This is a genomic window from Nonomuraea sp. NPDC003804 (assembly GCF_040610675.1).
GTDB lineage: Bacteria > Actinomycetota > Actinomycetes > Streptosporangiales > Streptosporangiaceae > Nonomuraea.
This window is the reverse complement of the sequence record NZ_JBEXMT010000012.1, coordinates 144,540-157,970: the sequence shown is the minus strand read 5'-3', so window position 1 is coordinate 157,970 and position 13,431 is coordinate 144,540. Positions and strand designations below refer to the sequence as shown.

Genomic DNA, 13,431 nt, shown 5'->3' with positions numbered 1-13,431 from the left:
TGTGCAGGCTTCGAGCCTAGTGCTCCGCACCGACTTTTCCGGCCGTCGGCGCCACCGTCTGACGAGGTGTACGGCCTCGGCTACAGGTTGCCCGGCGAGCCCTCGCGAACCCTTCCAGCCTGCGCATATATCGTTCTTGTGACGAAGGAGGCACGGTGTGCGCGCAGCTGGAAGAGGGGTACTCCCACGCGCTGGGCAACCGCCAGGTGCAGATGATCGCGATCGGCGGTGCCATCGGCGTCGGGCTGTTCCTCGGCGCGGGCGGGCGTCTGGCCGCGGCGGGGCCCGCGCTCGTGCTGTCGTACGCGGTGGCCGGCCTGGCCGCCTTCTTCGTCATGCGGGCGCTCGGCGAGCTGGTGCTCTACCGGGCCACCTCGGGCTCCTTCGTGGAGTACGCGGCCGAGTTCATCGGACCGTGGGCCGCCTTCACCAGCGGCTGGATGTACTGGATCAACTGGGCCTTCACCGGCATCGCCGAGCTGACGGCGGTCGCCACCTACGTCCACTACTGGGCGCCGCGCTTCCCGCAGTGGCTGACCGCGCTGATCGCGCTGGGCTTCGTGCTGACGGTCAATCTGCTGTCGGTCCGGGTCTTCGGCGAGCTGGAGTTCTGGTTCGCCCTGCTGAAGGTGCTTGCCATCTGCGCCTTCCTGGTCGCCGGCCTGTTCCTGGTGATCACCGGCGCGAACGTGGGCGGCACCCAGGCCGGCGCGGCCAACCTCGTGGCCCACGGCGGGTTCTTCCCCAACGGCTTCCCCGTGGTGCTGATGAGCCTGCAGGCGGTCGTCTTCGCCTATGCCTCGATCGAGCTGGTGGGCATCGCGGCGGGTGAGACCAAGAACCCCCGGCAGGTCATGCCGAGGGCGATCAACGGCGTGGTGTGGCGCATCGCGGTCTTCTACGTGGGCTCGATCCTGCTGCTGGCCATGGTGCTGCCGTGGACGGCCTACAGCGCCGACGAGTCACCGTTCGTCACGGTCTTCGACCACCTGGGGGTGCCGTGGGTGGCCGACGCGATGAACCTCGTCGTCATCACGGCGGCCACCTCCTCCTTGAACTCGGGCCTGTACTCGACCGGGCGCATCGTGCGGGCCATGGCGTTGAAGGGCGAGGCGCCGCACTTCACCGGCAACCTGAGCTCCCGCCACGTCCCCTACGGGGGGATCCTGATGACCGCGGCGGTCTTCCTCGCGGGGGTCGTGCTGTTCTACTTCCTCCCCGAGCGGGCCTTCGCCATCGCCACCGCCGTAGCCTCGCTCGGCGTGATCACCACGTGGGGCACCCTGGTGTACTGCCAGCTGCTGCTGCGGCGTACCGGGCACCGCTCGAGCTTCCCGATGCCGGGCTCGCCGTACGCCAACTGGTTCACGCTGGGCTTCCTGGCGCTGGTGGTGGTGCTGATGGCCTTCGCCGACCAGGACCAGCGGGTGGCCTTCTTCCTCATCCCCGTGCTCGCCGCGGCCATCGCCCTCGGGTGGAAGGTGGTCAGCTCTCCTCGGCGAGGTGCAGGCCCGCTTCGATGACCGCGTTCATGATCGGGGCGAGGCGCTCGACGCCGAGCCTGGGTGCACGCTCGGCCATCCTGGCCACCAGCTGACGTTCCCGCTCCATGTCGCGGCCGGCGAACCCGCCGACGGGCTTGAGCGCCTGGATGACACCGGCCAGCTCGGCCCGCCGTTCGAGGAGGGTGGCGAGGGCGGCGTCCACCCTGTCGACGGCGGCTCGGGCCTCGGCCAGGGTCTCGGGGGTGTCGTGGCGCGCCAGCGCGCCGAAGAGCGTGGCCGCCTCGCGCGCCTGGGCGACCTCCTCGTCGGCGGCCGAGGGCGACAGCAGCAGGCCGTCGGCGCCCGCCGCGACGGCGGCGCCGGCCAGGGAGGGGTCGGCGGAGACCTCGGCCAGCACCGGCCGTCCCGAGCGGGCCTTGGCGGCGCGCAGCAGCGACAGGTCGAGGGCCAGGTGGCCGGCGGGGGTCTGACCGCCGCTCTCGCACAGGGCCACCTGGTCGTTGCCCTCGGCCGCGCAGGAGTCGGCGACGGCCAGCCACTCCTCCAGGGTCGCGGCGTGGCCGCGCTGCACGATCACCGGCAGGCCGAGCCTGGCCGTCGCCCGCACCAGCGGGAGGTCCCGCATCCAGGCCGCCCCCACCACCACGCCCGCGGCGCGCTCGGCGATGGCGGGCAGGTCGTCGGCCGAGGACGGCTCGACGTACACCGGGCCGTCGAGCACGTCCTCCACCCGCACCCGCCCGTGGTGCGGGCGCAGGCTGATCCATCGGGTGACGGCGGGACGCTTTTCGAGGGTGGAAGACATCTCGATCCCAACGCTCAAGCCGGTCCGTGCGGAGCCGGCGGTCTCCAGGAAAGAAAAAGGGCAGAGACCTCGGGTCTCTGCCTGTCGCCGGCTCCAGGTGGTCGCTACCGCATGACCGGCCCTCCGGGAGCCGGCTCGATAAACGTGTAGCGAGGAGTCATGGATCTAAGACTACACGGGTCGCTGCTACCCGATCCCTATGGGAGTATTTCTAGGCTTAGAAGGGGGTTTGAGGCCGTTGATGTCGGATGGACAGCAGCACGCCGGACGCCGCGTCGCCGGCCGGTACCACCTGAAGGAGCCCATCGGGCGCGGCGGCATGGGCATCGTCTGGCGCGCCCATGACGAGCTGCTCGACCGCGAGGTCGCGGTCAAGGAGGTCCGCTACGCGGCCGTTCTGGGCGACGAGGTGCAGCTGCTCAACCGGCGCACCATGCGCGAGGCGCGCGCGGCGGCCCGGTTCACCCATCCGAACGTGATCGTCGTCCACGACGTGATCGAGGAGGACGACCGGCCGTGGATCGTCATGCAGCTGGTCCCCTCCCGCTCGCTGGGCCAGGCGATCAAGACCGAGGGGCCGCTCCCGCCCCGGCGGGTGGCCGAGATCGGCCTGGCCGTCCTGGAGGCGCTCAAGGGCGCCCACGACGCAGGCGTGCTGCACCGCGACGTCAAGCCCGAGAACGTGCTGCTGGCCGAGGACGGCAGGGTCGTCCTGACCGACTTCGGCATCGCCACGCTGGAGACCGAGACCGCGCTGACCATGACGGGCCTGGCCGGCACGCCCGCGTTCATCGCGCCCGAGCGGCTCAAGGGCCTGCCCGCCCGGCGAGAGTCGGACCTGTGGTCGCTGGGCGCCACGCTCTACACCGCGGTCGAGGGCAAGGCCCCGCACGAGCGCGGCATGGCGATGGCGACCATGATGGCGGTGCTCAACGACGACCCCGCGCCCGCCGCCAAGGCAGGGCCGCTCGAGCCGGTCCTGGACGGCCTGCTGGCCAAGGAGCCGGTCCAGCGGCTGTCCGTCGACGAGACGGCCAGGATGCTGCGCAGGATCATCGAGCAGACCCAGAACGAGACCGTCAGGGTCTCGCGTCCGCTCGCCGTGCCCGCCGTACCCGACGTGGACGACACCCCCACCGACCCCAGCCTGCCCGCGATCGAGCCGCCCGCCGGAGCCAAACCCGCCGCCACGAAGTCTTCCCCGCCCAAGACCGCGCGGGACAGGACGGCCACGAACAGGCCGGCCGCGCCCAAGCGCCCCGCACCGGCCGGCTCCGGCGCGGCCGCCGCCAGGACCGGATCCGCACCGGCCAAGGCGGGAACACCCACCGCCAAGCCCGCCAAGCCCGCCAGGCCCACGGCGCACACCGCGCCCACCGGCTCCACCGCGTCCGCCAGGGCCGCCGGGTCCGCCGGTGCCGCGCCCGAGGCTCCCCCGCCCACCGCGGCGCTGCCGGCCGCGTCCGACTCGCCGGCCGAGCTGTTCGAGACGGGCATGCGCCTGCCCGAGACGCCCACGATCGCCCCCGAACCGGCGGCGCCGGCCCGCCGCGTGCTCCCTTTCGTCGCCGTGGCCATCGCCATCCTGGTCGTCGGCGGCGTGGCCGGCCTGCTCGGGCTGCGCTCTGCCGAGAACGATTCCCCCCGCAGCTCGCAGGAGCCGGCCCAGAAGGTGACCACCACGGTCACCGCGACGGCGACGACGACCACCGCCGCCGCGCCCTCGGCGGCGGCGACCCCGCCTGCCACCCCTGCCCCGACGCCCTCGGCCACCGCGGAGGCGCTTCCCGAGGGCTGGCGGATGTACAAGGACGAGGAGATGGGCTTCTCGATCGGCCTGCCCCCCGAGTGGAAGACCTACCAGCGCAAGGGCAACCAGGTCTACTTCCGCGGACCGGGCGCCTCGTCCAACTCCTACGTCATGATCGAGGAGGCGACCAACCCCGGCGACGATCCCCTGGGCGACTGGAAGAAGCAGGAGCCGAGCGCCAAGTACAACTTCGGCGGCTACAAGCTGCTCCGCATCAAGAAGGTCGACTACATGAAGGCCGCCGCCGACTGGGAGTTCACCTGGAACACCAACACCGGCAAGACGAGGGTGCGCAACCGCGGGTTCGTCACCGACAACGGCCGCGGCTACGCGATCTACTGGCACACCCTTGACGAGAACTGGAAGCGTGACCTGCGTTTCTTCGACGCCTTCGCGGCGAGTTTCAAACCCGCCAAGTAGGCTTCGGTGGTGCGAGTCGGCAACAGGTACCGCCTGATCGAACCCATCGGCGAGGGCGGGATGGGCATCGTGTGGCGCGCCTACGACGACCTGCTCGACCGGACGGTGGCGATCAAGGAGGTCCGCTACACCGGGATCGGCGAGCAGAAACGCGCCCAGCTCAACGAGCGCACCATCAGGGAGGCGCGTGCGGCCGGCCGGCTCGACCATCCCAACGTGATCGTCATCCACGATGTGATCGAGGAGGACGGCCGGCCCTGGATCGTGATGCAGCTGGTGCGCTCGCGGTCGCTGGCCGAGGTGATCAGGCAGCGGGGTCCGCTGCCCGTGCCGGAGGCGGCCAGGGTCGGCGGCGCCGTGCTGGGCGCGCTGCGGGCCGCGCACGCGGCCGGCGTGCTGCACCGCGACGTCAAACCGGAGAACGTGCTGCTGGCCGAGGACGGCCGGGTGGTGCTGACCGACTTCGGCATCGCCGCCGTCGACGCCGAGGCGGGCCTGACCGCCACCGGCAACCTGGTCGGCACGCCCGCCTACATGCCCCCGGAGCGGCTCAACGGCCTGCCCGCCACCCCGGCCTCCGACCTGTGGTCGCTGGGCGCCATGCTGCACACGGCGGTGGAGGGCGACGCGCCGTACCGGCGGGACTCGTGGGCGGCGACGGTGGCGGCGGTCCTGCGTGACCCGCCCGAGCCGCCGCGTCTGGCCGGCCCGCTCACGCCCGTGATCACGGGGCTGCTGCGACGTGACCCTGCGGCGCGGATGGGCGCCCATGAGGTGGCCGCGAGGCTCGCGGCGCTGGAGCCCCCCGCCCGGCCGCCGGGACTGGAGCCCGCCGCGCCGTACGGCCTGCACCCCGCCGGACCGCAGAGCCTCCACCCCGCCGGGCCGCAGGACGGCCAGCCCGCCGGGCCGCGGGGCGTCCAGCCCGCCGTGCAGCGGGTCGAGAACGCCGCCGGGCCGCCCGCGACCCGGCCACCCGCCACGCTCACCGAGCCCGGGACCGGGCAGGCCGGCCACGCGCCGCGCACGCCTCCGGCGGCCCGCGACGCCGCCACGACCGCGCGGCCGGCCAGGCGGCGCTCGCCGCTGCTGTGGGCCGTCCCGAGCGCCGTGCTGGCCGCCGCGCTGGCCGGTGGCGGCGTCTGGCTGGCGATGCGGCCCGACGCTTCACCCCCCTCACCCACCGCGCGGCCCACGCCGACCAGCGGTACGCCGACCTCCTCCAGCACTCCCTCCGCCACCGGAAGTCCGTCGGCCGGCCCCGGCTGGCGCGAGCTGACCAGCAAGCTGGGCCGCTTCTCCGTCTCGGTGCCCGCCGGGTGGACCGCGAAGAAGACCCCCGGCCGCGACAGCGTGAGCGTGACGGGTCCCGGCGCTCCCGGCACGCTGATCATCGAGTGGACCGAGGCGGACGACCCGGTGCGCGACCCCGTCGAGGCATGGCAGCGCCTGGAGAAGGAGATCCGCGCCAAGGGCCAGTTCGCGGGCTACCGGCGACTGGGCATCCGGCCGCTCACCTACCTCGGGGTGTCCGCCGCCGACTGGGAGTTCACCAGGATCAGGGACGGCGAGACCATCCACGTGGTCAACCGCGGGTTCAGGCTCGAGGACGGCCGGCCGTACGCGATCTACTGGGAGACGCCGGAGGCTTCGTGGCGGAAGGGCCTGGCGTTCTTCGACACGTTCGTGAAGACCTTCCAGCCCGCGTGAGCTCCGGCAATTACGGGGTAGTCCGTCCTTCATGTCCGAATCCTCGGAGATCATCGGCGGACGCTATCGCCTCCTCAAGACCATCGGCCGCGGCGGCATGGGGACGGTGTGGCAGGCCCACGACGAGGTCCTCGGCCGCGACGTGGCGGTCAAGGAGGTGGTGCCGCCGCCCGATCTGCCGGGGCCGGAGCGCGAGGTCTTCACGGTGCGCACCCTGCGCGAGGCCAGGGCCGCCGGCAGGGTCGCCCATCCAGGAGTGGCCACCGTCTACGACGTGGTCGAGGACGCGGGCCACCCCTGGATCGTGATGGAGCTGGTCCGCTCGCGCACGCTGGGCGCCATGGTGCGCGACGCGGGGCCGCTCGAGCCCGCCAGGGTGGCGGCCATCGGGGTGGAGCTCCTGGGGGCGCTGCGGGCCGCGCACGCGGTAGGCGTGCTGCACCGCGACGTCAAGCCGGACAACGTGCTGCTGGCCGAGGACGGCAGGGCGGTGCTGACCGACTTCGGCATCGCCACCACCGAGGACGACGTCCCCGTGACCAGGACGGGGGTCCTGGTCGGCACCCCGGCCTACATCGCGCCCGAGCGGGCCGCCGGCGGCTCCGCGCTGCCCGCCTCGGATCTGTGGTCGCTGGGGGTCACGCTCTACACGGTCGTGGAGGGGCACTCGCCCTTCCAGCGCGGCCACCCGCTGGCCACGATGGCGGCCGTCATGCACGAGGAGCCGCTGCCGATGTCGACGGCGGGGCCGCTGGCTCCGGTGATCTCCGGGCTGCTGCGCAAGGACCCGGCCGAGCGGATGGGCCTGGACGAGGCCGAGCGGCGCATGCGCATGATCGTGCTGGGCATCGCGCCCGAGTCGACCGCGCCGGTCGCGATGGCGGCGGACATGATGGCGGCGGACATGATGGCGGCGGACACGGCCTCGCGGTCGGCCGTACCGGCTGTCACGCGGGCCGGAGCGGGCCAGCGCGGCCGCTTGCCCGTCCGGCGCCGGCCCCCGCTGGTCGCGCTCGCCGCGGCGGCGGTCGCGGTGGCGCTGGCCGCCGGCGGGATGGCCTGGATGTCGAGCCGTGACCCCGGCCCCCAACGGCAGCAGCCGAAGCCCGCCTCCGTGCCGCTCATCGTCTCCACGCCCACGGCGACCGCCGCGCCGGTGCCGGCGCCCGCGCGGACCCGCTCGGTGTCAGAGGACCGCCGGAGCACGGGCACCTACGACGAGCGGCGGGACCCGCCCGCCACGAGCGACTCCTCGCCCGAGGCGCCGCCCGACAGCCGGTCGGACGCCGACCGGCCGTCACCGACGAAGTCGAAGGAGAAGACCTCCGCGCCACCCGCCGAGACGCGGACGCAGGAGCCGTCGGACAGCGCTCCCGGCCAGGTGGAGCCCGACGAGGGCCTGGGCGGCATGGCCCGCAGGACCCAGGACAGGGGTCACGCCAAGGACAGGAGCACGACCAAGGACGGCGCCAAGGCCACTGACAAGGACACGGACAAGACCACTGACAAGGACAGGGACAAGGGCAGGGCCTAGGACTCCGCCCGCACGGTGTCGAGCGCCTTCTGCAGGTCGTCGGGGTAGTCGCTGCTGAAGGACATCCACTCGCCGCTCGACGGGTGCTCGAAGCCGAGTGAGACCGCGTGCAGCCACTGCCTGGTCATCCCGAGCCGGGCCGCGAGCGTGGGGTCGGCGCCGTACAGCAGGTCGCCGACGCACGGGTGGCGCAGCGCGGCCATGTGGACGCGGATCTGGTGGGTGCGCCCCGTCTCCAGCTTGATGTCGAGCAGCGACGCCGCCCTGAACGCCTCGACGGTGTCGTAGTGGGTCACCGACGGCTTGCCGCCGGCCACCACCGCGAACCTGCCGTCGCCCGACGGGTGGCGGTCGATGGGCGCGTCGACCGTGCCCCTGAACGGGTCGGGGTGGCCCTGCACCAGCGCGTGGTAGCGCTTGTCGACGGTGCGCTCCTTGAAGGCGCGCTTGAGCACGGAGTAGGCGTGCTCGCTCTTGGCCACGACCATCGCGCCGGTGGTGTTGGCGTCGAGGCGGTGCACGATGCCCTGCCGTTCGGCCGCGCCGCTGGTGGCCACCCGGTGGCCGGTGCCGAGCAGGCCGCCGATCACCGTCGGGCCCGTCCAGCCCACGGTGGGGTGGGCGGCGACGCCGATCGGCTTGTTGACCACGACGATGTCGTCGTCCTCGTAGATGATCGTCATGCCGGGGACGGGCTCGGCCACGGGCATGGGCGTGGTCGGCGGGGGCGGCAGCGTGACGTCGAGCCACGCGCCGGCGTGCACCCGGTCGGACTTGGCGGCCGTGGCGCCGTCGACCAGGACGTCGCCCGAGCCGATCAGTTCGGCGGCCCGGGTGCGGGAGAAGCCGAACAGCCGCGACAGGGCCGCGTCGAGGCGTTCTCCTTCGAGCCCGTCGGGGACGGGCAGGCTGCGCTGTTCAGCCATTCTTGCCGGACACCTCCCTGGTGCCGTCGATCTGGTAGCCGCGCCAGGCCAGGAGGACCGCCAGGATGCCGCCGCACACGATCATCGAGTCGGCGACGTTCCAGACGGGGAAGTGCCCGGGGAAGGTCTCGATGAAGTCGACCACGTGACCCTGCAGCTGGCCGGCGGCGGGACGGCCGAAGCCGGCGGGGTAGCGCAGCAGCCGGTCGGTGAGGTTGCCGAGCGCCCCGCCGAGCAGCATGCCCAGCGTGATCGCCCACGGCAGGCTGCGCAGCTTGCGCGCGGTGCGCAGGATCGCGATGACCACGCCGGCGGCGACGATGGTGAAGACGAAGGTCATCCCGGTGCCGATGCTGAAGGCGGCCCCCGAGTTGAAGATGACCCTGAACTGCAGCAGGTCGGGGATGATCACCAGCGGCGGCCCGCCTTCGAGCGACCGCAGCACCAGCGTCTTGGTGAGCAGGTCGAGGGCGTAGATCACGACCGCGATCAACGCGAGAAGGCCGATCAGGCGTCGCCCGACCGGCCTTCCGCTCGTCTCACCATCGGCCTTCAGCGGCGCTCCTCCCGCTGCTTGCACGACACGCACAGCGTCGCCCTCGGGAACGCCTGCAGGCGTTCCTTGCCGATCGGCTTGTGGCACGATTCGCACACTCCATAGGTTCCGGCGTCGATCCTGGCGATCGCACGTTCGTTCTGCGCGACCAGGTCGCGTGTGTTCAGGGTAAGGGCGATCTCGCGTTCGCGCTCATAGGTCTTGGCCCCGGCGTCGGCCTGGTCGTCACCGGCGCCCTGCGTCACATCTCCAGAGGCGATCTCGGACTCGTGCCGCAGGATGTCCGCCTCGAGATCGGCGATCTCCTGCGCGAGCGACTCGCGCACCTCGGCCAGCTCCTCTGCCGACCACATCGCAGGGGTCGCGGTCTGCGTGACTGCCGCCATGGCTGCCTCCATGCTGATCAAGGCTCAAACGGTGCGGGCAGCATAGGCCGTCGATAACGACCCGGCAAACGACCCGCCGTACGGATTACCCCTCCCGTACTATCCCGCCTCGACCAATCAACTCCTCACCATAAGCATCCATTCCCGGTTCTTTGTCGCCATTTGCTGCGCTGCACAAACGGGAAGCAGGCAGCCTCCACTCTGCGTTATGGTTTTAGCCTGCGAGGCGTTGACGGAGCCCTGTGGTCCACATCACAGGGGCATCACTCCCGAGCCGCCGGAAGAACGGCTCGCCAGAGCTCACTAGAACCGGCAGCAGACCAAATGAAGTGGGTCCCTGCGGGGGTCAAGAGGGGTGGTACCGCGGAGCCGTACGGCTTCGTCCCTTCACACCGTCACCGAGCCTGACACGTGGAGGTCCCGCCCGAGATGTCCCACTATTTCCGCTCTCTACCCGCGCAGGTCGACCTGCCCGCGCTCGAGCGTGAGGTCCTCGACCGGTGGCGGGACGGGAAGATCTTCGAGCGCTCCGTCGAGCAGAACGAAGGCGCCCCCACCTGGGTCTTCTACGAGGGTCCGCCCACCGCCAACGGCCTGCCGGGCGTCCACCACGTCGAGGCGCGCGTCTTCAAGGACCTCTTCCCCCGGTACAAGACCATGCGTGGCTTCAGCGTGCCCCGCAAGGCCGGATGGGACTGCCACGGCCTGCCCGTCGAGGTGGGCATCGAGAAGGAACTCGGCCTCACGGGCAAGAAGGACATCGAGGCGTACGGCATCGCCGAGTTCAACGCCAAGTGCCGCGAGTCGGTGCTGCGCCACGTCGACGCCTTCGAAGAGCTGACCGAGCGGATGGGCTACTGGATCGACCTGTCCACGGCCTACCGCACGATGGACCCCGACTACGTCGAGTCCGTCTGGTGGTCGCTCAAGGTCATCTTCGACAAGGGCCTGCTGTTCCGCGACTTCCGCATCACGCCGTACTGCCCGCGCTGCGGCACCGGCCTGTCCGACCACGAGCTGGGCCAGCCCGGCGGCTACGAGACGATCTCCTCCCCGTCGGTCTACGTCAGGATGCCCGTCACCTCCGGCCCGCTGGCCGAGCTGAACGCCTCCCTGCTGATCTGGACCACCACGCCGTGGACGCTGGTGTCCAACACGGCGGTGGCCGTCCACCCCGAGGTGACCTACGTCGCCGCCCGCACCGCCGACGGCGAGGTGCTGGTCGTCGCCGAGCCGCTGCTGGCGCAGGTGCTCGGCGAGGGCTACACCGAGGTCGCCCGCTTCAGCGGGCGCGAGCTGGAGCGCACGTCCTACTCCCGGCCGTTCGACCTGGTCGACATCCCCGGCGCGCACTACGTCGTGCTCGGCGACTACGTGACCGTCGAGGACGGCACCGGCCTGGTCCACCAGGCGCCCGCCTTCGGCGCCGACGACATGACGGTCTGCAAGACGTACGGCATGCCGATCGTCAACCCGATCGGCCCCGACGGCCGCTTCCTGCCCGACGTCCCCATGGTGGGCGGCCGGTTCTTCAAGGACGCCGACGAGGAGCTCACCGCCGACCTGCGCGCCCGCGGCCTGCTGTTCCGCGGCGGCCACTTCGAGCACAGCTACCCGCACTGCTGGCGCTGCCACACCGCGCTGCTCTACTACGCCCTGCCCGCCTGGTACATCCGCACCACCGCGGTCAAGGACCGGATGCTCGAGGAGAACGAGAAGACCAACTGGTTCCCCGAGACCATCAAGTGGGGCCGCTTCGGCGAGTGGCTGCGCAACAACGTCGACTGGTCGCTGTCGCGCTCCCGCTACTGGGGCACGCCGCTCCCCCTGTGGGTGTGCTCGGCCGACGAATCGCACGTCACCTGCGTCGGCTCCCTCGAGGAGTTGGGCTCGTACGCGGGACAGGAGCTGTCGGCCCTCGACCCGCACCGCCCCTTCGTCGACGACATCACCTTCGCCTGCCCCACCTGCGGCGCCGAGGCGCGCAGGGTGCCCGACGTGATCGACGCCTGGTACGACTCGGGCTCGATGCCGTTCGCCCAGTGGGGCGCCAAGGGCAAGCCGGAGGGCGTCTACCCGGCCCAGTTCATCTGCGAGGCGACCGACCAGACCCGCGGCTGGTTCTACTCGCTGATGGCGGTCGGCACGCTGGTCTTCGACCAGTCCTCCTACGAGAACGTGCTCTGCCTCGGCCTCATCCTGGCCGAGGACGGCCGCAAGATGAGCAAGCACCTGGGCAACGTGCTGGAGCCCATCCCGCTGATGGACCAGCACGGCGCCGACGCCCTGCGCTGGTTCATGGCCGCCTCCGGCTCGCCGTGGGCGGCGCGCCGCGTCGGCCACCACGCGCTGGAGGAGATCGTCAGGAAGGTCCTGCTGACCTACTGGAACACCGCCTCCTTCTTCACCCTGTACGCCAACGCCGAGTCGTGGTCGCCCGCGCTGGCCGCCGAGGCGCCGCCCGTCGCCGAGCGCCCGCTCATCGACAGGTGGGCGCTGGCCGAGCTGCACCGGACGGTCGCCGAGGTGTCGGCCGCGCTCGACTCCTTCGACACCGTACGGGCCGGCCGCAGGCTCGCCGACTTCCTCGACGACCTGTCCAACTGGTACGTCAGGCGCTCGCGCCGCCGCTTCTGGCAGGGCTCGCGCGAGGCGTTCGCCACGCTGTACGAGTGCCTGGAGACCGTCACCAGGCTCATGGCGCCGATCACCCCGTTCATCACCGACTATCTGTGGGACGTGCTGCGCGGCGTCGACGCGCCGTCGTCGGTCCACCTGGCCGGCTGGCCGCAGGTGAAGGACGACCTGCTCGACCCCGAGCTGTCGGCCCAGATGGCGCTGGTGCGCCGGCTGGTCGAGCTGGGCCGCTCGGCCCGCGCCACCTCGGGCGTCAAGACGCGGCAGCCGCTCGGCAGGGCCCTCGTGGGCGCGCCGGGCTGGGCGGGGCTCACCGCCGAGCTGCGCGACCTGATCGCCGACGAGCTGAACGTGCAGGCGCTGGAAGACCTGTCCGGCTTCAGCTCGGACCTGGTGTCCTTCACCGTCAAGCCCAACTTCAGGGCGCTCGGCAAGCGGTTCGGCTCGCAGACCAAGCTGGTCGCCGCGGCCGTCTCGGCCGCCGACCCCGCCACGCTGGCGGCCTCGCTCCGCTCCGGGTCGGCCGTCTCGGTCGAGGCGGGCGAGCTGGGCGCGGTGTCGCTCACGGCGGACGAGGTGATCGTCACCGAGCAGCCCAAGTCGGGATGGGCCGTGGAGACCGGCGCGGTCGACACCGGCACCGGCGAGACGGTCGCGCTCGACCTGGCCATCACCGACGAACTGCGCAGGGCCGGGCTGATCCGCGAGGTGATCCGCCTGGTGCAGGACGCCCGCAAGTCCACGGGGCTGTCCATCACCGACCGGATCGAGCTGTGGTGGTCGGCCTCGTCGCCCGAGCTGGCCGAGGCGCTGCGCGCGGACGGCTCGCAGGTCGCCGAGGAGGTCCTCGCCACCAGCCTCGCCGAGGGGCAGACCGAGGGCCTGCCCGTCCTGTCCGACGCCGACCTGGGGCTGACCTTCCAGCTGCGGCGCGCCTGACGAGTAGGAAGAGCGCGGCCCCTCTCCCGGGGGCCGCGCTCTTCGCATTCCCGTGACCCACCCGGCCGCGAACCCCGACTCCGGGGTCCACCCGGCCACGAAACCCGCCCCCACCCGACATCCGACATCCGACATCCGGCGTCAGGCACCGGGCGTTGGGCACTGGGCGCCAGGTATCTGGCGTCAGGCACCGGCCGTCCGGC

Annotated in this window: 9 protein-coding genes; 5 read left to right on the top strand and 4 right to left on the bottom strand. The window is 71.9% G+C overall.

Annotated features, from left to right (window positions below; all coding sequences use genetic code 11):
* The first annotated feature begins 155 nt into the window (after window positions 1–155).
* Window positions 156–1,523, top strand: coding sequence for an amino acid permease (locus ABZX22_RS18720; protein ID WP_354910373.1), 1,368 nt, complete (start codon window positions 156–158; stop codon window positions 1,521–1,523).
* Here the strand turns inward: ABZX22_RS18720 and ABZX22_RS18715 are convergent.
* Window positions 1,486–2,310 carry a chorismate mutase gene (locus ABZX22_RS18715; RefSeq protein WP_354910370.1) on the bottom strand — a complete coding sequence of 275 codons (825 nt, stop codon included), beginning with the start codon at window positions 2,308–2,310 and terminating at the stop codon, window positions 1,486–1,488. The two genes, ABZX22_RS18720 and ABZX22_RS18715, sit on opposite strands and share 38 nt — an antisense overlap.
* A gap of 241 nt (window positions 2,311–2,551) precedes the next feature.
* On the opposite strand from ABZX22_RS18715, the gene ABZX22_RS18710 reads away from it, so the two are divergent.
* The 3 genes from ABZX22_RS18710 to ABZX22_RS18700 are packed head-to-tail and all read left to right on the top strand — an operon-like array spanning window position 2,552 to window position 7,784.
* Window positions 2,552–4,540 carry a protein kinase gene (locus ABZX22_RS18710; RefSeq protein WP_354910368.1) on the top strand — a complete coding sequence of 663 codons (1,989 nt, stop codon included), beginning with the start codon at window positions 2,552–2,554 and terminating at the stop codon, window positions 4,538–4,540.
* Between the two features lie 9 nt (window positions 4,541–4,549).
* Window positions 4,550–6,250 carry a protein kinase gene (locus ABZX22_RS18705; protein ID WP_354910366.1) on the top strand — a complete coding sequence of 567 codons (1,701 nt, stop codon included), beginning with the start codon at window positions 4,550–4,552 and terminating at the stop codon, window positions 6,248–6,250.
* A gap of 31 nt (window positions 6,251–6,281) precedes the next feature.
* On the top strand, window positions 6,282–7,784 hold the full coding sequence (locus tag ABZX22_RS18700; protein ID WP_354910364.1) for a serine/threonine-protein kinase: 1,503 nt from the start codon (window positions 6,282–6,284) through the stop codon (window positions 7,782–7,784).
* Here ABZX22_RS18700 and ABZX22_RS18695 read toward each other — a convergent pair.
* From ABZX22_RS18695 to ABZX22_RS18685, 3 genes are read right to left on the bottom strand one after another with little or no spacing between them, the layout of a single operon-like run.
* Entirely contained in the window at window positions 7,781–8,710 is a 930-nt protein-coding gene (locus ABZX22_RS18695) for an RluA family pseudouridine synthase (RefSeq protein WP_354910362.1), read from the bottom strand. The genes ABZX22_RS18700 and ABZX22_RS18695 overlap by 4 nt on opposite strands.
* Window positions 8,703–9,203, bottom strand: a complete 501-nt coding sequence (gene lspA / locus ABZX22_RS18690) for a signal peptidase II (RefSeq protein WP_354910359.1) — start codon at window positions 9,201–9,203, stop codon at window positions 8,703–8,705. Before lspA ends, ABZX22_RS18695 begins: the two co-directional genes overlap by 8 nt.
* Window positions 9,204–9,262: 59 nt before the next feature.
* Window positions 9,263–9,664: a TraR/DksA C4-type zinc finger protein gene (locus ABZX22_RS18685; RefSeq protein ID WP_354910533.1), complete on the bottom strand. Its 402-nt coding sequence runs from the start codon at window positions 9,662–9,664 to the stop codon at window positions 9,263–9,265.
* Window positions 9,665–10,081: 417 nt separating this feature from the next.
* Here ABZX22_RS18685 and ileS point away from each other — a divergent pair, with 417 nt between their 5' ends.
* Window positions 10,082–13,228: an isoleucine--tRNA ligase gene (gene ileS, locus ABZX22_RS18680; protein WP_354910356.1), complete on the top strand. Its 3,147-nt coding sequence runs from the start codon at window positions 10,082–10,084 to the stop codon at window positions 13,226–13,228.
* Window positions 13,229–13,431 lie beyond the last annotated feature (203 nt).